20 protein-coding genes are annotated in these 21,953 nt (G+C 54.0%); 7 read left to right on the top strand and 13 right to left on the bottom strand.

The annotated features are described in order from the left end of the window. Nucleotides 1-95: 95 nt before the first annotated feature. Entirely contained in the window at nucleotides 96-1,514 is a 1,419-nt protein-coding gene (locus IP581_RS20720) for a glutamate synthase small subunit (protein WP_017457312.1), read from the bottom strand. A 9-nt stretch (nucleotides 1,515-1,523) separates the two neighbouring features. Further along, nucleotides 1,524-5,984, bottom strand: a complete 4,461-nt coding sequence (gltB, locus tag IP581_RS20715) for a glutamate synthase large subunit (protein WP_193821270.1) — start codon at nucleotides 5,982-5,984, stop codon at nucleotides 1,524-1,526. A gap of 669 nt (nucleotides 5,985-6,653) precedes the next feature. Here gltB and IP581_RS20710 point away from each other — a divergent pair. The 4 genes from IP581_RS20710 (at nucleotide 6,654) to mtgA (ending at nucleotide 11,638) form a co-directional block, all read left to right on the top strand. After that, the gene (locus IP581_RS20710) at nucleotides 6,654-7,580 is read left to right on the top strand and encodes a TIGR01212 family radical SAM protein (protein WP_193821269.1); all 927 of its coding nucleotides are present in this window, start codon (nucleotides 6,654-6,656) and stop codon (nucleotides 7,578-7,580) included. Between the two features lie 101 nt (nucleotides 7,581-7,681). After that, nucleotides 7,682-10,018: an aerobic respiration two-component sensor histidine kinase ArcB gene (arcB, locus tag IP581_RS20705; protein WP_086870049.1), complete on the top strand. Its 2,337-nt coding sequence runs from the start codon at nucleotides 7,682-7,684 to the stop codon at nucleotides 10,016-10,018. A gap of 238 nt (nucleotides 10,019-10,256) precedes the next feature. Then, on the top strand, nucleotides 10,257-10,910 hold the full coding sequence (gene elbB, locus IP581_RS20700) for an isoprenoid biosynthesis glyoxalase ElbB (protein WP_086870051.1): 654 nt from the start codon (nucleotides 10,257-10,259) through the stop codon (nucleotides 10,908-10,910). After that, nucleotides 10,907-11,638 carry a monofunctional biosynthetic peptidoglycan transglycosylase gene (mtgA, locus tag IP581_RS20695; RefSeq protein WP_193821268.1) on the top strand — a complete coding sequence of 244 codons (732 nt, stop codon included), beginning with the start codon at nucleotides 10,907-10,909 and terminating at the stop codon, nucleotides 11,636-11,638. Before elbB ends, mtgA begins: the two co-directional genes overlap by 4 nt. Before the next feature lies 1 nt (nucleotide 11,639). Here mtgA and npr read toward each other — a convergent pair whose 3' ends face one another. The 11 genes from npr to IP581_RS20640 all read right to left on the bottom strand — a co-directional run bounded on the left by npr (nucleotide 11,640) and on the right by IP581_RS20640 (nucleotide 19,562). Further along, entirely contained in the window at nucleotides 11,640-11,912 is a 273-nt protein-coding gene (gene npr, locus IP581_RS20690) for a PTS phosphocarrier protein NPr (protein WP_007369893.1), read from the bottom strand. Continuing rightward, the gene (gene rapZ, locus IP581_RS20685; protein ID WP_017457318.1) at nucleotides 11,909-12,763 is read right to left on the bottom strand and encodes an RNase adapter RapZ; all 855 of its coding nucleotides are present in this window, start codon (nucleotides 12,761-12,763) and stop codon (nucleotides 11,909-11,911) included. The genes npr and rapZ overlap by 4 nt, the downstream gene beginning before the upstream one ends. 45 nt (nucleotides 12,764-12,808) lie before the next feature. Then, entirely contained in the window at nucleotides 12,809-13,300 is a 492-nt protein-coding gene (gene ptsN, locus IP581_RS20680; protein WP_017457319.1) for a PTS IIA-like nitrogen regulatory protein PtsN, read from the bottom strand. 81 nt (nucleotides 13,301-13,381) lie between these two features. Continuing rightward, the gene (gene hpf, locus IP581_RS20675) at nucleotides 13,382-13,669 is read right to left on the bottom strand and encodes a ribosome hibernation promoting factor (RefSeq protein WP_020455445.1); all 288 of its coding nucleotides are present in this window, start codon (nucleotides 13,667-13,669) and stop codon (nucleotides 13,382-13,384) included. A gap of 22 nt (nucleotides 13,670-13,691) precedes the next feature. After that, the gene (rpoN, locus tag IP581_RS20670; protein WP_086870055.1) at nucleotides 13,692-15,125 is read right to left on the bottom strand and encodes an RNA polymerase factor sigma-54; all 1,434 of its coding nucleotides are present in this window, start codon (nucleotides 15,123-15,125) and stop codon (nucleotides 13,692-13,694) included. A 48-nt stretch (nucleotides 15,126-15,173) separates the two neighbouring features. After that, nucleotides 15,174-15,899, bottom strand: coding sequence for an LPS export ABC transporter ATP-binding protein (gene lptB, locus IP581_RS20665; protein WP_086870057.1), 726 nt, complete (start codon nucleotides 15,897-15,899; stop codon nucleotides 15,174-15,176). Between the two features lie 6 nt (nucleotides 15,900-15,905). After that, entirely contained in the window at nucleotides 15,906-16,466 is a 561-nt protein-coding gene (gene lptA / locus IP581_RS20660) for a lipopolysaccharide ABC transporter substrate-binding protein LptA (protein WP_131407815.1), read from the bottom strand. Continuing rightward, nucleotides 16,435-17,010, bottom strand: coding sequence for an LPS export ABC transporter periplasmic protein LptC (gene lptC, locus IP581_RS20655; protein ID WP_086870060.1), 576 nt, complete (start codon nucleotides 17,008-17,010; stop codon nucleotides 16,435-16,437). The genes lptA and lptC overlap by 32 nt, the downstream gene beginning before the upstream one ends. Further along, on the bottom strand, nucleotides 17,007-17,573 hold the full coding sequence (kdsC, locus tag IP581_RS20650) for a 3-deoxy-manno-octulosonate-8-phosphatase KdsC (RefSeq protein ID WP_193821267.1): 567 nt from the start codon (nucleotides 17,571-17,573) through the stop codon (nucleotides 17,007-17,009). Before kdsC ends, lptC begins: the two co-directional genes overlap by 4 nt. A 14-nt stretch (nucleotides 17,574-17,587) precedes the next feature. Continuing rightward, nucleotides 17,588-18,574, bottom strand: coding sequence for an arabinose-5-phosphate isomerase KdsD (kdsD, locus tag IP581_RS20645; RefSeq protein WP_017457326.1), 987 nt, complete (start codon nucleotides 18,572-18,574; stop codon nucleotides 17,588-17,590). A gap of 13 nt (nucleotides 18,575-18,587) precedes the next feature. Beyond that, entirely contained in the window at nucleotides 18,588-19,562 is a 975-nt protein-coding gene (locus IP581_RS20640) for a calcium/sodium antiporter (protein WP_097400713.1), read from the bottom strand. Nucleotides 19,563-19,791: 229 nt separating this feature from the next. Between IP581_RS20640 and mlaF the strand changes: the two genes are divergently transcribed. The 3 genes from mlaF to mlaD are packed head-to-tail and all read left to right on the top strand — an operon-like array spanning nucleotide 19,792 to nucleotide 21,950. Beyond that, nucleotides 19,792-20,604, top strand: coding sequence for a phospholipid ABC transporter ATP-binding protein MlaF (mlaF, locus tag IP581_RS20635; protein WP_086870067.1), 813 nt, complete (start codon nucleotides 19,792-19,794; stop codon nucleotides 20,602-20,604). Nucleotides 20,605-20,611: 7 nt separating this feature from the next. Further along, entirely contained in the window at nucleotides 20,612-21,394 is a 783-nt protein-coding gene (gene mlaE / locus IP581_RS20630; RefSeq protein ID WP_017457329.1) for a lipid asymmetry maintenance ABC transporter permease subunit MlaE, read from the top strand. Between the two features lie 4 nt (nucleotides 21,395-21,398). Then, nucleotides 21,399-21,950, top strand: coding sequence for an outer membrane lipid asymmetry maintenance protein MlaD (gene mlaD, locus IP581_RS20625; RefSeq protein ID WP_193821266.1), 552 nt, complete (start codon nucleotides 21,399-21,401; stop codon nucleotides 21,948-21,950). Nucleotides 21,951-21,953: the final 3 nt, after the last annotated feature.

Here is a 21,953-nt window from a genome sequence, read left to right as displayed (position 1 = left end):
CTGGAAAGCAGAACCTGACGGTTCTGCTTTTTTTTACCTTTAAAATGCGTATAAAAAAGGAGGCCGAAGCCTCCTTTTGGGTCGCTACATGGATATTACACTTCGAGGTAGTTCAGGATGCCGTCCGCCGCCTTACGGCCTTCGGCAATCGCCGTTACCACCAAGTCAGAGCCACGCACGATGTCGCCGCCAGCAAAGATTTTTGGGTTGCTGGTCTGGAACGCATTTTCGCTGCCCTCCGGCGCAATCACGCGGCCTTGCGAATCCAGCTCAACGCTGTGTTTCGCCAGCCACTCCATGCTGTGCGGGCGGAAACCAAACGCCATAACAACCGCGTCGGCCGGAACCACATGTTCAGAACCGGCAACAATTTCCGCACGGCGACGGCCTTTCGCATCCGGCGCGCCCATTTCGGTGCGTGCCATCTTCACGCCGCATACTTTGCCGTTAGCATTGATTTCAATGCCCAGCGGCTGCACGTTAAACTGGAACTCGACGCCTTCTTCACGCGCGTTTTTCACTTCGCGTTTCGAACCTGGCATGTTCTCTTCATCACGGCGATAGGCACAGATAACGTGCGTCGCACCCTGGCGTACTGAAGTGCGCACACAGTCCATCGCGGTATCGCCACCGCCAAGCACCACAACACGTTTGCCTTCCATGCTGACATACGGTTCTTCCGGCGTTTCGCCAAAGCCCATAATCTGCTTGGTGTTGGCGATGAGGAACGGCAGTGCATCGAAGACGCCGTTTGCGTCTTCATTTTCCAGACCGCCGCGCATCGACTGATAAGTCCCGACGCCAAGGAACACCGCGTCGTACTCTTTCAGCAGCTCGTCAATCTGCACGTCGCGACCCACTTCGGTATTGAGTTTGAACTCAATACCCATGCCGGTGAAAATTTCACGACGGCGGATCATTACCTCTTTTTCCAGCTTAAAGGCCGGAATACCGAAGGTCAGCAGGCCGCCGATCTCCGGGTGGCGATCGAACACCACCGCTTTTACACCGTTGCGGGTCAGTACATCGGCACACGCCAGGCCTGCCGGGCCTGCACCAATAATCGCCACGCGCTTATCGGTCTGTTTCACACCGGTCAAATCCGGGCGCCAGCCCATTTCGAACGCTTTGTCATTGATATAGCGTTCAATGTTGCCGATGGTCACCGCGCCAAACTCGTCGTTCAGCGTACAGGAACCTTCACACAACCGGTCTTGCGGGCAAACGCGGCCGCATACTTCCGGCAGGGTGTTGGTCTGATGCGACAGCTCAGCCGCTTCAAAAATACGCCCCTCATTTGCCAGTTTCAGCCAGTTCGGGATGTAGTTATGGACCGGGCATTTCCACTCGCAGTAAGGGTTGCCGCAGGAGAGGCAGCGATCTGCCTGTGCTTTGGCCTGGCCTTCTGAAAACGGCTCATAGATTTCAACAAATTCAATTTTACGGATCTTCAGCGCTTTCTTCGGCGGATCAACGCGCTGCAAGTCGATAAACTGGTACACGTTCTGACTCATTGCTACCCCTTACTGCGCCTGCACACGCAGCTCTGCTGCGCTACGACTACGGTGACCCAACAGTGCTTTCACATCGCTGGACTTCGGCTTAACCAGCGCGAATTTGCTGGAGAAGGCTGGCCAGTTCGCCAGGATCTCTTCACCGCGCTGCGAACCGGTATGCTGCACATGCTCGGTGATAAGACCACGCAAGTGCTCTTCGTGGATGGCGAGGTCATCGACGCTCAGCACTTCCACCAGCTCCGGGTTCACGCGTTTACGGAATTCACCATCTTCATCCAGTACATAGGCGAAACCGCCCGTCATCCCCGCGCCAAAGTTAACACCGGTTCGACCCAATACGCAGACAATGCCGCCGGTCATGTATTCACAGCCGTTATCGCCGATACCTTCCACCACGGTGATAGCGCCAGAGTTACGGACCGCGAAACGCTCACCCGCACGGCCTGCGGCGTACAAACGACCGCCGGTTGCGCCATACAGGCAGGTGTTACCAATAATGCTCGCTTCGTGGCTGCGGAAAGCAGAACCCACCGGCGGACGTACTGCCAGCAAGCCGCCAGCCATACCTTTACCCACATAGTCGTTAGCGTCGCCCGTCAGATACAGCTCCACGCCGCCTGCGTTCCATACGCCGAAGCTCTGGCCTGCTGTGCCGCTAAAGTGTGCCTTGATCGGATCTGCCGCCAGCCCTTGGTCGCCATGCGTCTGCGCGATATAACCCGACAACAGCGCGCCGACGGAACGATCGGTGTTGCGAATATCGAACCAGAAGGTTTTGCTCTGCTTCTCATCGACAAACGGTTTCGCCTGTTGCAGCAACTGCGCATTCAGTACGCCATTATCAAACGGCGGGTTGTGCTCGGTGCAGTACAGCGCTTTACCTGGGTGCGGTTCTGCCGTCTCCAGCAGTTTCGACAGATCCAGTTTTTGCTGCTTGGCGGTAAAGCCATCAAGCTCTTTGAGCAGGTCGGTGCGACCAATCAGATCCACCAGACGTTTCACGCCCAGTTGCGCCATCAGCTCGCGGGTTTCACGGGCGATAAATTCAAAGTAGTTGGTCACTTTGAACGGCAGGCCGTGATAGTGGTTTTTACGCAGCTTCTCGTCCTGGGTTGCCACACCGGTCGCGCAGTTGTTCAGGTGACAAATTCGCAGATATTTACAGCCCAGCGCCACCATCGGGCCGGTACCGAAACCAAAGCTTTCCGCCCCCAGAATCGCCGCTTTGATGATGTCCTGGCCGGTTTTCAGACCGCCATCCACCTGCAAACGGATCTTATGACGCAGGCCGTTAGCCACCAGTGCCTGTTGGGTTTCAACCAGACCAAGCTCCCACGGACAGCCGGCATATTTCACCGAAGAGAGCGGGCTTGCGCCGGTACCACCGTCATAACCGGCGATAGTGATAAGGTCAGCGTAGGCTTTCGCCACGCCGGTCGCGATGGTGCCAACGCCCGGTTCGGAAACCAGTTTGACGGAGATCATCGCTTTCGGGTTGACCTGTTTCAGGTCGAAAATCAGCTGCGCCAGATCCTCGATAGAGTAAATATCGTGGTGCGGCGGCGGGGAAATAAGCGTAACGCCAGGCACGGAGTAGCGCAGTTTGGCGATGTACGGCGTGACTTTATCACCCGGTAACTGACCACCTTCGCCCGGTTTTGCCCCCTGAGCCACTTTGATCTGAATAACATCCGCGTTGACCAGATACGCAGGCGTAACGCCAAAACGACCGGAGGCCACCTGTTTGATGCGCGACACTTTATTGGTGCCGTAGCGCGCCGGATCTTCGCCGCCTTCGCCGGAGTTAGAAAAACCGCCAAGGCTGTTCATCGCTTCCGCCAGTGCTTCGTGCGCTTCCGGGCTCAGCGCGCCGATGGACATCGCTGCGGTATCGAAGCGTTTAAACAGCTCCGTCGCCGGTTCAACATCTTTCAGGCTCACCGCTTCGCCGTTTGGCGTAATCGCCAGCAGATCGCGCAGCGTTGCCGCCGGGCGCTCGTTTACCAGCTTCGCATATTGCTGATAATCGCTGTATTCGCCGCTCTGTACCGCTTGTTGCAGCGTACGCACCACATCAGGGTTGTACGCATGGTACTCGCCGCCGTGGACATATTTCAGCAAACCACCTTGCTCCAGCGGCTTACGCGCCAGCCATGCACGTTTGGAAAGGTTCAGCAGATCCTGCTGGAAATCGGCAAAGCCTGCGCCGCCGATACGGCTGACCACACCCTGGAAGCACAGCCCGGACACGTCATCGTGCAGGCCGACGGCTTCAAACAGTTTCGAACAGCGGTAAGAGGCGATAGTCGAAATGCCCATTTTGGACATGATCTTGTACAGCCCTTTGTTGATGCCGTTACGGTAGTTCAGCATCACCGTGCGGTAATCTTTTTCGATGGCTTTGCTGTCCACCAGTTTCGCCAGCGTCTCATAGGCCAGGTACGGGTAGATTGCCGTCGCGCCGAAGCCCAGCAGCACCGCGAAGTGGTGCGGATCACGGGCGCTTGCGGTTTCGACAATAATGTTGGCGTCGCAGCGCAGGCTCTTATCCACCAGGCGGGTCTGAATCGCGCCAACGGCCATCGGCGCCGGAACCGGCAGACGGTTTTTGGCGATATTACGGTCAGAGAGCACCAGCAGAACCGTGCCGTTACGCACCATCTGCTCGGCTTTGTCGCACAGCGCTTTGATGGTCTCTTCCAGCGTGGTTTCCGTCACGTCGAAAGTGATATCCAGCTTATCGGCGCGATAGTGTTCCTCTTTCATCGTCGTCAGCTGTTTGAAATCAGAGAACAGCAGGATCGGCGATTTAAAGCTCAAACGGTGGGCCTGGCCTTCCGCTTCGCAGAAGACGTTCATCTCGCGGCCAATGCTGGTCGCCAGCGACATCACGTGCGCTTCACGCAGTGGATCGATAGGCGGGTTGGTGACCTGTGCGAACTGCTGGCGGAAGTAGTCATAAATAATGCGCGGCTGGCTGGAGAGCACGGCAAACGGCGTGTCATCGCCCATTGAGCCGACCGCTTCCTGGCCGTTTTCACCCAGCACACGAATCACTGAATCCAGCTCTTCGAAGCTGTAATTAAACTGTTTCTGGTAGCTTGCCAGCAGGTCGTCGTCCAGTTCGCGGGCGCCGACTTCTTCATCCGGCAGGTCTTCGAACGGCACCAGACGGCGGACGTTTTTCTCCATCCACTCTTTGTACGGGTGGCGGCTTTTCAGATCGTCATCGGTTTCAGCGGAGTGCAGAATACGCCCACCGCGAGTATCGATAACCATCAGCTCGCCAGGGCCAACGCGACCTTTTTCGACCACTTCATCCGGCTGATAATCCCAAATCCCCACTTCAGAGGCGCAGGTGATGAGCTTGTCTTTAGTGATGACGTAGCGCGCCGGGCGCAGGCCGTTACGGTCGAGGTTACAGGCGGCGAAGCGACCATCGGACATCACGATGCCCGCCGGGCCGTCCCACGGTTCCATATGCATGGAGTTAAAGTCAAAGAAGCTGCGCAGATCTGGATCCATCTCCGGGTTGTTCTGCCATGCTGGCGGCACCAGCAAACGCATGGCGCGTACAATATCCATCCCGCCAGCCAGCAGCAGTTCGAGCATGTTATCCATGGAGCTGGAGTCGGAGCCAGTTTCGTTGACGAATGGCGCGGCGTCATGCAGATCCGGGATCAGCGGCGTCTGGAATTTGTAAGTACGTGCGCGTGCCCACTGGCGGTTACCGGTAATGGTGTTGATTTCACCATTGTGCGCCAGGTAGCGGAACGGCTGCGCCAGCGGCCAGCGCGGTACAGTGTTGGTGGAGAAGCGCTGGTGGAACAGGCAAATGGCCGATTCCAGACGCAGATCCGCCAGGTCCAGGTAGAAGCGCGGCAGATCCGCCGGCATACACAGACCTTTATAGATGTTCACCAGATTCGAGAGACTACATACGTAGAACTCTTTATCTTCCTGCAGGCGCTTTTCGATACGACGACGGGCGATAAACAGGCGACGCTCCATATCGCGCGGACGCCAGCCCGCCGGGGCGTTAACAAAAATTTGCTCAATACGAGGCAGCGAGGAGAGGGCGATTTCACCGAGCACCCCTTCGTTGGTTGGCACGTCGCGCCAGCCGACAATCGACAGGGTTTCACGTTGAAGTTCTTCTTCTACGATACGGCGCGACGCGTTGGCTTTATCGGGATCCTGGTTCAGGAACAGCATACCAACGGCGTAGTTTTTGGCTAAACGCCAGCCGCGTTCTTCCGCAACGATACGGAAAAAACGATCGGGTTTTTGCAGCAGCAGGCCGCAACCGTCACCGGTTTTGCCGTCAGCGAGGATCGCGCCACGGTGCTGCATTCGGGCCAGTGCGTGAATAGCGGTACGCACTACCTTGTGGCTAGGTTCGCCTTCTATGTGGGCGATCAGGCCGAAACCACAGTTATCTCTCTCAAGAGATTTATCGTACAACATATCAGTGAACCTCCCCAGGCTCTACGAGAGCCCTCCAGAACGTTACGCACAGGCACAAAAAGAGCATGGCGACGGGGCAATTGCCTCGCATGTCGCCCTCTTTAATTTCCTTTTCGCATCGATACACAAGTGTTGAGGACTTGCTTAAGAGGGAATCTCAATTACTGCATAAATATGATGAGCAGACTGCTCATCCAGAAAGCTTCCAGCGGATTCCCAAGTTATCGGGAATCCGTACACAGGTCAAATGCCGAGCTTATTTATACAAAAAAGTGCTAAAACATATTTATATAATTGATTTTTATGGTTATTTAATGATTTTTACATTCAATGAACGCGTTACTAAGCGGCAGCATAGTGTGATCTGACTCACTATCTAAAAGCGCTGTTTATGATGTTCTATTCTGAGTGAGGTTTTAATGGCAGATTTTTATTCTGCTATGCGCCCTGGAGTCGCATGAACACACTGTTTTTCACGGGTGATAGTATTTCTGCAAAATAACGCAGCGACATAAGGAAAAGTAATCGTCTTTAGGGTGAATGAAATTGCGATTATATTGACTGATTATGCAATGAATAAAAGCCTTCCCGGGCGATTGATCCAGGTCATCGCCGACGAAAGCTAAAAGTGGCAGGCTACGCCCTTTTATTTGGGCGGCCTCTCAGATTATGCAGTTACAGAAATTAGTCAATATGTTTGGTGGGGATCTTGCCCGCCGCTATGGCGAAAAAGTCCATAAACTGACCTTACATGGCGGCTTTAGCTGCCCTAATCGCGATGGCACCCTTGGTCGCGGCGGTTGCACTTTCTGTAATGTCGCCTCTTTTGCTGACGAAACGCAGCAGCATCAATCTATTGCCGCACAGCTTGCTCACCAGGCGCAGTTGGTGAATCGCGCCCGGCGTTATCTCGCTTATTTCCAGGCATACACCAGCACCTGGGCGGAAGTGCAGGTGCTGCGCTCGATGTACCAGCAGGCCGTTAGCCAGGCGAACATTGTCGGTTTATGCGTGGGAACACGTCCGGATTGCGTACCGGAAGCTGTGCTGGATTTGCTGTGCGAATACCGCGAGCAGGGCTATGAAGTGTGGCTGGAGCTGGGTTTGCAGACCGCGCATGATAAAACGCTGCATCGTATCAATCGCGGGCACGACTTCGCCTGTTATCAACACACAACACAGCAAGCCCGTGAGCGCGGCCTGAAAGTCTGCGCGCATCTTATCGTCGGCTTACCCGGCGAACGCCAAGTGGAGTGCCTGGAGACGATACAGCGTGTCGTAGAGACCGGCGTCGACGGCATCAAGCTCCATCCTTTACATATTGTGAAAGGCAGCATTATGGCGAAGGCATGGGAGGCGGGGCGCCTGAATGGAATAGGGCTGGAAGAGTACACCGTGATCGCCGGCGAAATGATTCGCCATACGCCGCCGGAGGTGATTTTCCACCGTGTTTCCGCCAGCGCACGCCGCCCGACACTGCTTGCCCCGCTGTGGTGTGAAAACCGCTGGACGGGAATGGTAGAGCTGGATCGTTACCTGAAAGAGCAGGGTGGACAAGGTTCTGCGCTGGGCCGTTGCTGGCAATTTCCCGTCTGATCTCATCGCGAAACGCTAATCACCTCTGCATTTTTCGCACAAGCTTCAACGCCTTGCTCAGAATTGAGTATTATTGAGCGGAATTGTTCGAGGAAATCTCTATGAAGCAAATCCGTTTACTGGCGCAATATTACGTCGACCTGATGATGAAGCTGGGTCTGGTGCGTTTTTCCATGTTGCTTGCGTTGGCGCTAGTGGTGCTGGCCATCGTGGTGCAAATGGCCGTTACCATGGTGTTGCAGGGGCAAGTGGAAAGCATTGATGTTATTCGCTCCATCTTTTTTGGCCTGCTGATTACGCCGTGGGCGGTCTATTTCTTATCGGTAGTGGTTGAGCAGCTCGAAGAGTCGCGCCAGCGTTTGTCGCGCCTGGTTGAGAAACTGGAGGAGATGCGCGAGCGTGACCTGAAGCTCAATGTGCAGTTGAAAGACAATATTGCCAAGCTTAACCAGGAGATCAGCGACCGCGAGAAAGCGGAAGCAGAGCGCCAGGAAACCTTTGAACAGTTAAAAATAGAGATGCAGGAGCGTGAGCAGACGCAAATCCAGCTCGAACAGCAATCCTCTTTTCTGCGTTCCTTCCTCGACGCCTCGCCGGATCTGGTGTTCTATCGCAACGAAGATAAAGAGTTCTCCGGCTGTAACCGGGCGATGGAGCTGCTAACCGGTAAGAGCGAGAAACAGCTTATTCATCTTAAACCGCAGGATGTCTATTCCCCGGAAGCGGCGGAAAAAGTGATCGAGACCGACGAGAAAGTCTTCCGTCACAACGTCTCTTTAACCTACGAACAATGGCTGGATTATCCGGACGGCCGCAAAGCCTGTTTCGAGATCCGCAAAGTGCCTTATTACGATCGCGTGGGTAAACGCCACGGACTGATGGGCTTTGGTCGCGATATCACTGAGCGTAAACGCTACCAGGACGCGCTTGAGCGCGCCAGCCGGGATAAGACTACCTTTATTTCCACTATCAGCCACGAACTGCGTACGCCGCTGAATGGCATTGTTGGGTTAAGCCGGATCCTGTTGGACACCGATTTAACGCAAGAGCAGGAAAAATACCTGAAGACAATCCATGTCTCCGCCGTAACGCTCGGCAATATTTTCAACGATATTATCGACATGGATAAAATGGAGCGGCGCAAAGTTCAGTTGGATAACCAACCGCTTGATTTCACCAGCTTCCTGGCCGATCTGGAAAACCTCTCCGCCCTGCAGGCGCACCAGAAAGGGTTGCGCTTTGTCCTTGAGCCCACGTTGCCGCTGCCGCATCAGGTGATTACGGACGGTACGCGTTTGCGCCAGATCCTGTGGAACCTTATCAGTAACGCCGTCAAATTTACCCGTGAAGGGCAGGTGGAGGTGCGCGTGCGTTACGACGAAGGCGATATGCTGCACTTTGAAGTGCAGGATTCCGGGATCGGTATTCCGCGCGATGAGCAGGATAAAATTTTCGCCATGTATTACCAGGTGAAAGACAGCCACGGCGGTAAACCGGCGACGGGCACCGGCATTGGCCTGGCCGTTTCACGCCGTCTGGCGAAGAACATGGGCGGTGACATTACCGTCAGCAGTGAGCCGGGGGCGGGTTCGATATTTACGCTGACCATCCACGCACCGGCGGTGGCGGAAGAAGTTGAAGACGCGTTTGAAGATGATGATATGCCGCTTCCGGCGTTACATGTGCTGCTGGTAGAAGATATCGAGCTGAACGTGATTGTCGCACGTTCGGTGCTGGAAAAACTGGGCAGCAGCGTGGATGTCGCCATGACCGGCACTGCCGCGCTGGAGATGTTCACGCCGGGTGAATACGATTTGGTGTTGCTGGACATTCAGTTGCCGGATATGACCGGGCTGGATATTTCACGGGAGTTGACCCGCCGTTACGCGCGTGAGGAGTTACCGCCGCTGGTGGCGCTTACCGCCAACGTGCTGAAAGACAAACAGGAATACCTCGATGCGGGCATGGATGATGTATTAAGCAAACCGCTGGCAGTCCCGGCATTAACTGCCATGATTAAAAAGTTCTGGGATGCGAGTGAAAGTGAGGAGGAACCGGTGACAACCATGGACAACAGTAAAGTACAAACGCTGCTTGATACCGCCATGCTTGAGCAATATATCGAGCTGGTCGGGCCGAAATTAATTACCGACGGGCTGGATGTGTTTGAAAAAATGATGCCGGGCTATTTGAGCGTGCTTGAGTCAAACCTGACCGCGCGCGACCAAAAAGGGATTGTGGAAGAGGGCCATAAAATTAAAGGCGCTGCGGGTTCTGTCGGGCTGCGTCATTTGCAACAGCTTGGTCAGCAGATTCAGTCTCCCGATCTGCCTGCGTGGTGGGATAACGTCGGTGACTGGGTGGAAGAGATGAAGCAGGAGTGGCGCAACGATGTGGCGGTGTTAAAAGCCTGGGTAGCGGACGCTGGAAAAAAATGACCCCGGATTAACCGGGGTGCGCGAATACTGCGCCAACACCAGGGAAATCGTGGCTGCGCCGTAATTGAGTTGTTTTTTTGCAAGGGCGTAGCCTGAAAAAATTCGACCACACGCACATAAGATAGCAAATCTTAAATGATTTGTTACATCAATCAGTGAAATGTGTGAAGCAAGGCTCCCTTATCAAAATTTTTAATTATCGTCAGTATGTTAGTACGTTGCATAAAGGATGAGCAAAATGAAAAAAGTCGGCGTGATTCTCAGCGGCGCAGGCGTGTATGACGGCTCGGAGATTCATGAAGCGGTGATTACGCTGTTAGCCATTGCCCGTCATGGTGCGCAGGCGGTCTGTTTCGCCCCCGATAAATGGCAAAGCGATGTGGTTAATCACGTCACGGGCGAAACGCTGGCTGAGCGACGTAATGTACTGATTGAAGCCGCCCGTATTGCCCGTGGCAATGTCCAGCCGTTATCGCAGGCATCTGCAAACGATCTGGATGCGCTGATTGTACCGGGTGGTTTTGGCGCGGCGAAAAACCTCAGTAACTTTGCCAGCCTCGGCAGTGAATGCACCGTTGACAGCAGTCTTAAAACGCTGGCGCTGGAGATGCATGAGGCAGGAAAACCGCTCGGTTTTATGTGCATCGCACCGGCGATGTTGCCGAAAATTTTCGATTTTCCACTACGCCTGACGATCGGCACGGATATTGATACCGCAGAAGTGCTGGAAGAGATGGGGGCCGAGCATGTGCCTTGTCCGGTCGACGATATTGTTGTCGACGAAGAACACAAAGTAGTAACGACGCCTGCATATATGCTGGCGGAGGACATCGCGCAGGCTGCTTCCGGTATCGAAAAGCTGGTAGCGCGCGTGCTGGTGCTGGCCGAATGAGGAAATGGTTTCGCGGTCCGCTGAAAGCCACCTTCAAGCGTATTGCTCTGCGGGTGTTATGCGTACTGGCGCTCTTCTGGGGGGGCGGCATTGTGCTGTTCAGTTTCCTGCCGGTTCCTTTTTCCGCTGTGATGGTGGAACGCCAGTTGGGTGCGTGGTTTAGCGGCGACTTTGGCTATGTCGCGCATTCCGACTGGGTCGGTATGGATGATATTTCGCCGTGGATGGCGCTGGCCGTGGTGGCCGCTGAAGATCAGCGTTTTCCTGAACACTGGGGGCTGGATTTTAGCGCCATTGAGAAAGCGCTCTCACATAACGAGCGGCATGAGAACCGTATTCGCGGTGCCTCGACGATCTCACAACAGACGGTGAAAAACCTGCTGCTATGGGATGGAAAAAGCTGGGTGCGCAAAGGGCTGGAAGCAGGGCTGACGCTAGGGATGGAAGCCGTGTGGACCAAGCGGCGGATCCTGACCGTGTACCTGAATATCGCAGAGTTCGGGGACGGCATATTTGGTGTCGAGGAGGCCTCGCAGCGCTATTTTCATAAACCGGCGAGCCGCTTAACCATGTCAGAAGCGGCGCTACTGGCCGCCGTATTGCCAAATCCGATTCGTTTTCAGGCCGCCGCGCCCTCTGGCTATGTACGCAGCCGTCAGGCATGGATCCTGCGGCAGATGCGGCAACTGGGTGGGGAAGCGTTCTTAGCGCGCAACAAGTTGTACTAAATTAATCTTCATCAAACCCGGCGTTAAACAGTGCAATCACCGCTGCCAGCGCTTCTTCTTCCTGCGGGCCGCTGGCCTCCACTTCAATTTGCCGACCTTTTGCAGAATCCAGCATCAGCAGCGCAATCACGCTGCTGGCTTCTGCTTCGGTGCCTTCATCATTGCGCAGCAGCACTTCCGCATCGAAGCCCTGTACCAGTTCAAACAGTTTCATGGCCGGGCGTGCATGCATCCCCAGCTTATTGGTGATCTCAACGGTTTGTTTTACGGTCATGTTTTGCGTTTTTCCAGCGTACGGTGACGGGATTGAACGTTCTTACCGCGCGAGCGGAAATAATCCGCCAGTTGTTCGGCGACATAGACGGAGCGATGTTTACCACCGGTACAACCGATGGCCACGGTCAGGTAACTACGGTTGTTGGTCTCCAGCATCGGTAGCCACAACTCGAGATAACTACGCGTCTGGTAGATAAAATTGTGCACTTCCGTATGTCTGTCGAGGAACGCCGCAACGGGTTTGTCGAGGCCGGTCATCGGGCGCAATTTAGGATCCCAGTGCGGGTTCGGCAGGAAGCGAACGTCAAAGACGTAATCCGCATCGATAGGAATACCATGTTTGAAACCGAAGGATTCAAACACCATGGTCAGTTCACGTTCGCGCTTACCTAACAGGCGCGTACGCAGCATTTCTGCCAGCTCATGCACCGACATTTCCGACGTATCGACAATCAGATCCGCACGTGAACGCAGCGGCTCCAGCAAGTTGCTCTCTTCGTCAATCGCGCTTTCAAGCGACAGATTTTTACTGGAAAGTGGATGCAGGCGACGCGTATCGCTGTAACGGCGGATGAGCGTGTTGCGATCGGCATCGAGAAACAATAACTGCGGTGAAAAGGCATCCGGCAGATTGCTCATCGCCTGTTCAAAAATTTCCGGTGACTCCGGCATATTTCGCACATCGATACTGACAGCAGCGGAAGTCTGGCGCTCGGCAAGCGTCTGCGCCAGCTCCGGCAGTAGTACGACCGGCAGGTTGTCGACGCAATAAAAACCCATATCTTCCAGGGCGCGCAGAGCGACGGATTTCCCTGAACCCGAACGACCACTGACGATCATCAGGACCATGAACCATTTCTCCTCAGTACAACTGATAAAAAGGTTTCCTTCCCGTTACGCATCGTCGCTTTCACCTTCCGTCTGCGTGATGATTTGATATAGCTCTTCATCACTTTGCGCGCTGCGCAGGCGCCGGCAGATAGTCTTGTCCGCCAGCCTTTTGGCGACCAGCGAGAGCGTATGCAGATGCGTTTTGGTTTGATCCGCTGGCACCAACAGGGCAAACAGCAGATCGACAGGCTGATTATCGATAGCGTCGAAGGCAATGGGCGTTTCGAGTTGCACAAAAACGCCAACGGCGCGAAGCGTGTCTTCTTCAAGCTTACCGTGAGGAATGGCGATACCGTTTCCAATGCCGGTGCTGCCCATTTTCTCGCGCGTAAGAATCGCTTCAAAGACGACTTGTGGCGGTAAGCCTAACTGTTTTGCCGCCAGTTCACTGATGATTTCCAGAGCACGTTTTTTACTCTGGCAGTGAACGCCGCTACGGGTACATTCCTGGTTAAGGACATTGCTCAATTGAAGAGCGGAATCGTTATTCATCATAATTTCACCTGAGCGGCGCCAGAGCCAGCCACCCTACCGGGTTGCGGTAGGGTGCAACGCGCCAGACGGACGCTCGGACAATTAGTGCTGTTTCAGTTTATCTTTATGCTTCGTGAGCTGCCGCGCCAGTTTATCGATCAAACCGTCGATAGCAGCGTACATATCCTGCCCTTCCGCACTGGCATGCAACTCGCCGCCATTGACATGGAGCGTCGCATCCGAGGTGTGAGTCACTTTCTCCACTTTCAACACAATATAGACCTGATTAATCCTTTCGAAATACTGTTCAAGCTTGGCGAATTTATTGGTCACAAATTCACGCAGAGCATCAGTGATCTCGACGTTTTGTCCTGTGATGTTAAGCTGCATAGTGTCTTCCTTATCGGTTGGGTCAAACCAGCTGTTTACGCTGATTCGACGGCGGAATGGATAAAGATTCTCGATACTTCGCAACGGTACGCCGCGCCACCATGATTCCTTGATCGGAAAGCAGGGTCGTCAGCTTACTGTCGCTCAGCGGTTTTGCAGGGTTTTCTGCGGCGATCAATTTCTTCACCAGCGCGCGAATAGCGGTAGAGGAGGCTTCGCCACCACCTTCGGTATTTACATGGCTGGAGAAGAAATACTTCAGCTCGAAAATGCCGCGAGGACTGTGCAGGTACTTCTGGGTCGTTACACGAGAAATCGTCGACTCGTGCATCTCGACGGCCTGGGCGATATCGGCCAGCACCATCGGTTTCATAAATTCTTCGCCTTGTTCAAAAAAGGCTTGCTGCTGCTCCACAATGCAGCGGCTAACGCGCAACAGCGTGTCGTTGCGGCTCTCGAGGCTTTTGATCAACCACTTCGCTTCCTGCAAATTACTGCGGATGAACTGATTATCGGCATCGTTACGAGCGCCGCCGCCCATTGCGGCATAATGCTGGTTGATTTGCAGACGTGGAATGCTGTCGGAGTTCAGCTCCACCGTCCAGCGGCCGTTATGTTTGCGCACCAGAACATCCGGAATCACATATTCCGGTTCGCTGGTCTGGATCGACTGACCAGGGCGCGGATCCAGAGACTGGATCAGATTTACCGCCTCTTTCAGTACTTCTTCTTTCAGACGCGTCACGCGCATCAGAGTGCGGAAATCGTGATTGGCGAGCAGATCCAGGTGATCGCTAATGATAAGCCGGGCTTCTTCACACCACGGTGTCTCTTTGGCGAACTGCGAGAGCTGGATCAGCAGGCAATCGCGCAGATCTCGTGCGGCAACACCAACGGGATCGAAGCGTTGAATGCGTTTTAGCACTGCCTCGACTTCATCAAGCCCTACGTCGTCATTGCCCATGCTTTCCAGCACTTCTTCCAGCGAAACGGTGAGATAGCCTGTTTCGTCAACGGCATCGACAATCGACGTTGCGATAGCACGATCGGTGTCAGAGAAGGGCGTCAACCCTACCTGCCACATCAGATAATCCTGTAGTGACTGCGTGGTTTCGCCCTGATAGATAGGCAATTCATCGTCAATGTAGTCGTGGCTGCTGCCGGAAGGGGTGCCAGCGGTGTAAATTTCATCCCAGCTGGCATCCAGCGGCAACTCATCCGGCATCTCTTTTTGCTCAAGAGCGTCAACGGTATCCAGACCGTCATTTTCCTGAACCTGCTGGCTATCGACTTCCTCGTGAAGGTCAGTTTGTTCCAGCAATGGATTACTCTCCAGCGCTTGCTGAAGTTCCTGCTGAAGTTCCAACGTGGACAACTGCAGCAGACGGATGGCCTGTTGCAGTTGTGGCGTCATGGCTAGCTGTTGGCTAAGCCTTAGTTGCAAACCTTGCTTCATATTCAGAGCAGCACTCTCCGACAAAAAACGTCAATAAACCCTACCCTATCAGAGTCTGAAGTCTTCCCCAAGATACACGCGCTTAACGTGTTCGTCTTCAAGGATTTGCTGCGGTGTTCCATGCGCAATGAGATGCCCCTGACTGACGATATAAGCACGCTCACACACTGCCAGCGTTTCACGAACGTTATGGTCAGTAATCAGCACGCCGAGGCCGCTGTCACGCAGGTGCTCAATGATACGTTTGATATCAATAACGGAGATCGGGTCGACGCCGGCAAACGGTTCATCCAGCAGGATAAATTTCGGGTTCGCCGCCAGCGCGCGGGCGATTTCCACACGGCGACGTTCACCACCGGAGAGCGATTGGCCCATGTTGTCGCGCAGATGTTCGATGTGAAACTCTTCCATCAGCTCATTGGCGCGATCTTCGCGTTGCTCTGTGGTCAGGTCATCACGGATTTGCAGGACGGCCATCAAGTTATCGTAGACGCTCAGGCGGCGAAAAATCGAGGCTTCTTGCGGAAGGTAACCAATACCGCGGCGCGCACGCGCATGCAACGGCAGCAGGCTGATATCTTCGTCATCAATAATGATGTTGCCGGCGTCACGCGACACAATACCCACCACCATATAAAAGGTGGTGGTTTTCCCTGCGCCGTTAGGGCCAAGCAGGCCGACGATTTCGCCAGAGTTGACGGTCAGACTGACATCCTCAACTACGCGACGGCCTTTATAAGCCTTGGCGAGATTCTTTGCAGTTAATGTTGCCATAACGAATTAGTTACTCTTTTTTTGCGCTGGAGCCGGGGTTTGTTTGTTGCTCTTATCCTGCAACTGCGACGGAACCAGAACGGTGGTCACGCGTTTGCCTTTTTCGCTGAACGCCTGCATTTTCTGCTCTTTCACCAGATAAGTGATTTTGTCACCGGTGATATTGCTATCCAGCTGTTCCAGATAGGCGTTACCAGTCAGCACAACGAAATCTTTTTCCAGTTCGTAATGCATCTGCGAGGAGTGGCCCTTAACGGGTTTGCCATTGTCCTGCATTTGGTAAAACGTCGCCGGGTTGCCGTAACCGTCAATGATCTCTTTACCTTGCTGACCACCCGGACGGGTAACGACGACTTTGTCGGCATTAATTTTAATTGTTCCCTGGGTTACCACGACGTTGCCAGTGAAGGTCACGACATTACCCTGCATATCCAGCGACTGCTGATCGGAGTCGATATGGATAGGCTGATCGGTATCCCCGGTCACGGCGAGCGCCGGAAGCGCGGCGGCCAAAAGCGTGGTGGCCAATACAAGATTAAGGCTGCGTTTGTTTGTTTTGAATTTCATAGAAGCTTCTAACCTTTTCAATCAGCTCGGCGTTTTTGCTGCGTAAGTTGCCGCGCATTTTCAGGCCGGTGGAATTAAATGTTGTACCGTACAACGTGACCTGATCATTCGAGGTAACATCCTGCGTTACCAGGTTAATCTGGGCGTTATCCGTGGTGATTTTTCGCAGCTGGGCGTCCGCCGTCAGCGCATTAACTTCAACATGTCCATAAAGATAAAGCATTTTGTCATCGGTCAGCTTTGCTTTGTCTGACTTTATCGACCAGGTTGGAACCTTATTCTCGTCGAACGTTGTCAATACTGGCTGCGCGAACCAACTCACACCTTCAGCAGAAAAGTATTCCACGTTCTGCGCGATAAGACGGTAGTTAAGCGCCCCTTCCGGGCTATAAACCACCGTATCCGTATGTTGGCTTTTGTAAGTCGGGTCGGCAGTATTGGTGGCGACCGGATCCGGCTCATCCTGAGCCGTCAGGTTGATCCCTATCAGGATCAGTGCGGCCAGCGCCAGCAGAATGATGACCCAACGTCTGGTTTTACTCATATCGATTGCCCTTTGGCCACATCCAGCTTGCCTTGCGCCAGCAACAACAAATCACAGACTTCACGAACTGCGCCTCGGCCGCCATTAATGCGCGTAACGTAATCCACGCGCGAAAGTAGCAGCGGATGAGCATCGGCAACGGCAACGCTCAAACCAATTTCCGCCATTACTGGCCAGTCGATCAAATCATCACCCACATAAGCAACCTGCTCAGGGGTAAGCGCCAGTTTTGCCAGCAGCTCGCGGTAAGCGAGCAGTTTATCCGACTGACCTTGATACAAGTGCTTAATCTTTAGCGTTTCGCAGCGATCTTCCACTAGTTTAGCTTTTCGCCCGGTAATGATGGCAACCTCGATATCGGAAGTGAGCGCGCAGCGGATCCCGTAGCCATCGCGTACATTAAATGCTTTCAGCTCTTCTCCGTTGTTGCCCATATAGATGAGCCCATCAGATAACACGCCGTCCACATCCAGAATCAACAAGCGTATTTTTTCCGCTTTCGCCATAACTTGCGTGCTTACCGGCCCATAACAGGTTGCAAGCGACGCGCCAGCATTACTCATTCTTATGTCCTTCTTTACACTACGCCAGCGCGCAGTAAATCGTGCATATGTAACACACCGAGCAACTGGTCGCCATCGGCCACCAACACGGAGGTAATGTGCCGGGATTGCATCAGATTCAGCGCATCCACTGCCAGCGTATTGGGACGTACCCGAACACCGCCGGGCGTCATGACGTCGGCAATGCCCATGCTGCGGACATCGCCGCCCATATCGAACACGCGGCGTAAGTCGCCGTCGGTAAAGATGCCTTCAATTTTCATCAAATCATCGCAGATAACCGTCATACCCAGGTTTTTACGCGTGATTTCAAGCAGTGCATCGCGCAGGCTGGCGTTTTTGCTGACATGGGGGATTTCGTCACCGGTGTGCATGATGTCATTGACGCGCAGTAACAGTTTGCGACCCAGCGCGCCGCCGGGATGCGATAAGGCGAAATCTTCCGCCGTAAAACCGCGCGCTTTCAGCAACGCAACTGCCAGCGCATCACCCATCACCAGCGCCGCCGTGGTGCTGGACGTTGGCGCCAGACCCAGTGGACAGGCTTCTTTCGGCACCTTCACGCATAAATGAATATCTGCGGCACGCGCCATGCTGCTTTCGGGCCGGCTGGTCATGCAAATCAGCGAAACTTTTAATCGCTTCAGAACCGGAATTAAGGCGAGGATCTCGTTTGACTCTCCTGAGTTTGACAGCGCAATGACCACATCTTGCGGGCTGACCATTCCCAGATCACCATGGGCCGCTTCGCCCGGATGCACAAAGAAAGAGGGGGTTCCGGTGCTGGCAAATGTGGCAGCCATTTTTCTACCGATATGGCCGGATTTGCCCATTCCCATCACCACCACTTTCCCGGCGCAATAGAACATTTTTTCGCACGCCTGCGTGAAGTCGGCGTTGATGTATTGATCCAGCTCTGCGAGGCCTTCACGTTCAATTTCCAGGACGTCTTTACCTGCTTGTTGAAAGTCAAAACCCGGCTGCAAATCTATTTGCGACATAATGCGTATCCGATTATCCAGTCAAAAGCGGCGACAGCCAGTAGAGCAGCGCCAGCCATACGATAAACCCGCCGAACAACAGTGCCCCGACACCTCTGCTGATTTGCTTACGTCGCCAGCAAATCAGGGCAAAAAGGGCACTGACCAGCAACATCACGCCATAATCACGCGTAAAGGCTATCGGGTTAAAATCGCCCGGCGCAATCAACGCGGGCAAACCCAGCACGAGAGCAATGTTAAAGATGTTTGAACCAATAATATTGCCAATGGCGATATCGTCTTCACCTTTGCGCGCACCGGCAATCGCGGTCGCCAGTTCAGGCAGACCAGTACCGATAGCAATAACCGTCAGGCCAATGGTCAGCTCGCTGATAGCAAAGTAGTTCGCTACCACGGTTGCGTTATCCACCACCATACGTGTTGCCATCGGCATAATAATTAATGCTACTCCCAGCCAAAGGAACGCGACTGAAAGGCTGCCGTCTCGCGGTAGCTCCGCCAACTGCTCTCGGGTGAGACTGTCATTGCCCTGCCGCTCGGCCAGGCGGGCAATTTTAACAATGAACACCAGCCATAGCACGGCTAATAACAGTAAAATAATGCCGTCAAAGCGACTGAGGTGCCCATCGTACAACACCACGCCCGCCAGCAGACCGGCTACCAAGGTTAACGGTAATTCGCGGCGCAGAATATCGGAATGTACGGTAAAAGGGTGTAAAAGCGCGGCGACGCCGAGGATCAACAAGATATTCGTGATGTTGGAACCGATCGCCGTGCCGATAGCCAGATCCAACTGGCCATGCAATGATGCGGCAACGGAGGTGATTATCTCCGGTAGTGAGGTACCGATGCTTACAACGGTCATGCCGATGATTAAAGGCGGTACGCCGAAGGTGCGGCAAAGGATCGAAGCAGCGAACACCAGACGATCGGCACTGTAGACCACTAAGAGTAAACCAATTATCAATAGCGCCGTCGCTAAAAGCATCTAACGTCCTTTCTTCAGGTATAATCCGCCGGCTCGCAGGCTGCCATGCCGGGTAAAACCGGGAGTTCCGCGTAGCGTAATGATTCCTAATTTTGACTTTATGCGGCTCAAAAGTAAAACAAATGCCAGCTTTCGCTAACCTCAGCAGGTAATATTCTGTAAAAATGTTGGGTTCGTGATGTTATCAAGCGTCATGCTTGTGGCCGACGAGGCTTATAAGGAAGAGGAAATGAGCCAGACTGTGGCGAATTTGGTCGATGTTCGTGGCGTCAGCTTCTCCCGCGGCAGCCGCCCAATCTTTGACAATATTTCACTGACGGTACCGCGCGGTAAGATCACCGCCATTATGGGACCTTCAGGGATCGGCAAAACGACGCTGTTGCGTCTGATCGGTGGACAAATCCCGCCCGATAGCGGTGAGATTTTATTCGATGGCGAAAACGTGCCAGAGATGACGCGTTCGCGTCTGTTCACCGTGCGCAAAAGAATGAGCATGCTGTTTCAGTCTGGTGCGTTGTTTACCGATATGAACGTTTTTGACAACGTTGCTTATCCTTTGCGTGAGCACACGCGGCTGCCCGAGCCGTTGCTGCGAAGCACGGTGATGATGAAGCTGGAAGCCGTGGGGCTGCGCGGTGCGGCGGACTTAATGCCATCAGAACTCTCAGGCGGTATGGCGCGCCGCGCCGCGCTGGCAAGAGCCATTGCACTGGAGCCGGACCTGATCATGTTTGATGAACCCTTTGTAGGTCAGGATCCCATCACAATGGGCGTGCTGGTGAAGTTGATCTCCGAGCTGAATAGCGCGCTGGGCGTCACCTGTATTGTTGTTTCCCACGATGTTCCTGAAGTGCTGAGTATTGCTGATTACGCCTATATTGTGGCTGACAGGAAAATTGTCGCCCACGGTAGTGCGCAAGGGCTGCAAGAGAACAGCGATCCGCGCGTGCGTCAATTCCTGGATGGCATTGCCGATGGCCCGGTTCCGTTCCGCTACCCGGCGGGTGATTATCAGACCGATTTATTAGAAACAGGGAGTTAAGACGCTCATGCTGCTAAATGCACTGGCATCGCTTGGGCACCGCGGGATCAAAACGATCGCGACGTTCGGGCGCGCCGGTTTGATGCTCTTTAATGCGGTGGTGGGTAAACCCGAATTCCGCAAACACGCGCCGCTGCTGGTTCGCCAGCTTTATAATGTCGGCGTACTGTCGATGCTCATTATTATTGTTTCTGGCGTGTTTATCGGTATGGTGCTCGGTCTGCAGGGTTACCTGGTGTTGACCACCTACAGCGCCGAAACCAGTCTTGGTATGCTGGTGGCGCTGTCGTTGCTGCGCGAGTTGGGGCCGGTTGTCGCCGCGTTGCTGTTCGCCGGTCGGGCCGGTTCTGCATTGACTGCTGAGATTGGTTTGATGCGCGCGACCGAACAGCTTTCCAGCCTTGAAATGATGGCGGTTGATCCGCTGCGGCGCGTGATTTCGCCGCGATTTTGGGCGGGAGTCATCTCGCTACCGCTGTTGACCATTATCTTTGTCGCTGTCGGTATTTGGGGCGGCTCGCTGGTTGGCGTTAACTGGAAAGGTATCGATACGGGCTTTTTCTGGACCGCGATGCAAAACGCCGTTGAGTGGCGGATGGATCTGGTTAACTGCCTGATTAAAAGCGTGGTGTTTGCCATCACTGTGACCTGGATTGCGTTATTTAATGGTTATGATGCGATCCCGACTTCCGCCGGCATTAGCCGGGCGACAACACGCACCGTTGTGCACTCCTCGTTGGCCGTGCTTGGCCTTGATTTTGTGCTCACCGCACTGATGTTTGGGAATTGAGTTCATGCAAACGAAAAAAAGTGAAATTTGGGTCGGTGTTTTCCTTGCACTGGCGCTGCTGGCTGCACTCTTCATCTGCTTAAAAGCGGCAGATGTCGCCTCCATGCGCACTGAGCCGACTTACCGTGTCTATGCCACCTTTGACAACATTGGCGGTCTGAAAGCCCATTCGCCGGTACGAATTGGCGGTGTGGTGGTCGGGCGCGTTGCTGATATCTCTCTTGATCCCAAAACCTATCTGCCGCGTGTCGCGCTGGATATTGAAGAGCGTTACAACCAGATCCCGGATACCAGTTCACTGGCGATCCGCACTTCCGGGTTGTTAGGTGAGCAGTATCTGGCGCTGAACGTTGGCTTTGAGGATCCTGAGATGGGAACTTCTATGCTTAAAGAAGGAAGCACCATTCAGGACACCAAGTCCGCCATCGTGCTGGAGGATCTTATCGGACAATTCCTTTACAACAGTAAAGGCGGCGACAATAAGAATTCAGGCGATGCGGCAGCCCACGATGCAGGGAATACTCAAGCCGCACCGTCTGCTGGCCAGACGAATTAACGA

This window comes from Kosakonia pseudosacchari, from assembly GCF_015167415.1.
In the GTDB taxonomy this organism is placed as follows: Bacteria; Pseudomonadota; Gammaproteobacteria; order Enterobacterales; family Enterobacteriaceae; genus Kosakonia; species Kosakonia pseudosacchari.
The sequence above is the reverse complement of the archived record's forward strand: the minus strand, read 5'-3'. Positions and strand labels throughout refer to the sequence as shown.

Bases quoted from the DNA above. Each gene is read 5' to 3' on its own strand.
- kdsD (WP_017457326.1), bottom strand. From the start codon at position 18,574: ATGTCGCAAATAGATTTGCAGCCGGGTTTTGACTTTCAACAAGCAGGT.
- mtgA (WP_193821268.1), top strand. From the start codon at position 10,907: ATGAGGAAATGGTTTCGCGGTCCGCTGAAAGCCACCTTCAAGCGTATT.
- mlaF (WP_086870067.1), top strand. From the start codon at position 19,792: ATGAGCCAGACTGTGGCGAATTTGGTCGATGTTCGTGGCGTCAGCTTC.
- kdsC (WP_193821267.1), bottom strand. From the start codon at position 17,573: ATGAGTAATGCTGGCGCGTCGCTTGCAACCTGTTATGGGCCGGTAAGC.
- hpf (WP_020455445.1), bottom strand. From the start codon at position 13,669: ATGCAGCTTAACATCACAGGACAAAACGTCGAGATCACTGATGCTCTG.
- IP581_RS20720 (WP_017457312.1), bottom strand. From the start codon at position 1,514: ATGAGTCAGAACGTGTACCAGTTTATCGACTTGCAGCGCGTTGATCCG.
- mlaE (WP_017457329.1), top strand. From the start codon at position 20,612: ATGCTGCTAAATGCACTGGCATCGCTTGGGCACCGCGGGATCAAAACG.
- IP581_RS20640 (WP_097400713.1), bottom strand. From the start codon at position 19,562: ATGCTTTTAGCGACGGCGCTATTGATAATTGGTTTACTCTTAGTGGTC.
- IP581_RS20710 (WP_193821269.1), top strand. From the start codon at position 6,654: ATGCAGTTACAGAAATTAGTCAATATGTTTGGTGGGGATCTTGCCCGC.
- mlaD (WP_193821266.1), top strand. From the start codon at position 21,399: ATGCAAACGAAAAAAAGTGAAATTTGGGTCGGTGTTTTCCTTGCACTG.
- lptC (WP_086870060.1), bottom strand. From the start codon at position 17,010: ATGAGTAAAACCAGACGTTGGGTCATCATTCTGCTGGCGCTGGCCGCA.
- elbB (WP_086870051.1), top strand. From the start codon at position 10,257: ATGAAAAAAGTCGGCGTGATTCTCAGCGGCGCAGGCGTGTATGACGGC.
- gltB (WP_193821270.1), bottom strand. From the start codon at position 5,984: ATGTTGTACGATAAATCTCTTGAGAGAGATAACTGTGGTTTCGGCCTG.
- npr (WP_007369893.1), bottom strand. From the start codon at position 11,912: ATGACCGTAAAACAAACCGTTGAGATCACCAATAAGCTGGGGATGCAT.
- lptB (WP_086870057.1), bottom strand. From the start codon at position 15,899: ATGGCAACATTAACTGCAAAGAATCTCGCCAAGGCTTATAAAGGCCGT.
- rpoN (WP_086870055.1), bottom strand. From the start codon at position 15,125: ATGAAGCAAGGTTTGCAACTAAGGCTTAGCCAACAGCTAGCCATGACG.
- rapZ (WP_017457318.1), bottom strand. From the start codon at position 12,763: ATGGTCCTGATGATCGTCAGTGGTCGTTCGGGTTCAGGGAAATCCGTC.
- ptsN (WP_017457319.1), bottom strand. From the start codon at position 13,300: ATGATGAATAACGATTCCGCTCTTCAATTGAGCAATGTCCTTAACCAG.
- arcB (WP_086870049.1), top strand. From the start codon at position 7,682: ATGAAGCAAATCCGTTTACTGGCGCAATATTACGTCGACCTGATGATG.
- lptA (WP_131407815.1), bottom strand. From the start codon at position 16,466: ATGAAATTCAAAACAAACAAACGCAGCCTTAATCTTGTATTGGCCACC.